Annotated in this window: 1 protein-coding gene; it reads right to left on the bottom strand. The window is 51.1% G+C overall.

The genetic code is table 11. The features are described 5' to 3' along the window. Positions 1 to 5 precede the first annotated feature (5 nt). Positions 6 to 317, bottom strand: a 312-nt coding sequence (locus MUW49_RS21260) for a transposase (RefSeq protein WP_244813201.1), incomplete at its 5' end; no start/stop codon positions are given.

Below are 317 nucleotides of genomic sequence, written 5' to 3'. Positions count from 1 at the left end.
CCTGATTACCCATGACCCTCAGCCAGCTTCAAGAGCCGATATGGCATCGGAGGGCTTGCCACGACTGCATGCCCCAATTCAACAAACATACTCTTGAGGTCAAAACGATGATTAAACCGGAAGCAGTATTCAGCAAGATGCCTTGGTAAATGCTTCGCTCCGAGCTTATGACAACTGCCCCGCAGCGAGTTCTTCACATTCCCTATCATCGTGTTTACCCAGTTGAATGCCGGATGATCCAGCAAATCAAGGTTGCCCCCGGTGACAACACCCAGGTGCTCACAATTGGCCTCCTTGACCGCTTTGAAACAGGCCAA

Source organism: Aeromonas sp. LsrichE-8G, from assembly GCF_022869435.1.
Classification (GTDB): Bacteria; Pseudomonadota; Gammaproteobacteria; order Enterobacterales; family Aeromonadaceae; genus Aeromonas; species Aeromonas caviae.
This window is presented reverse-complemented; position numbering and strand designations above follow the sequence as displayed.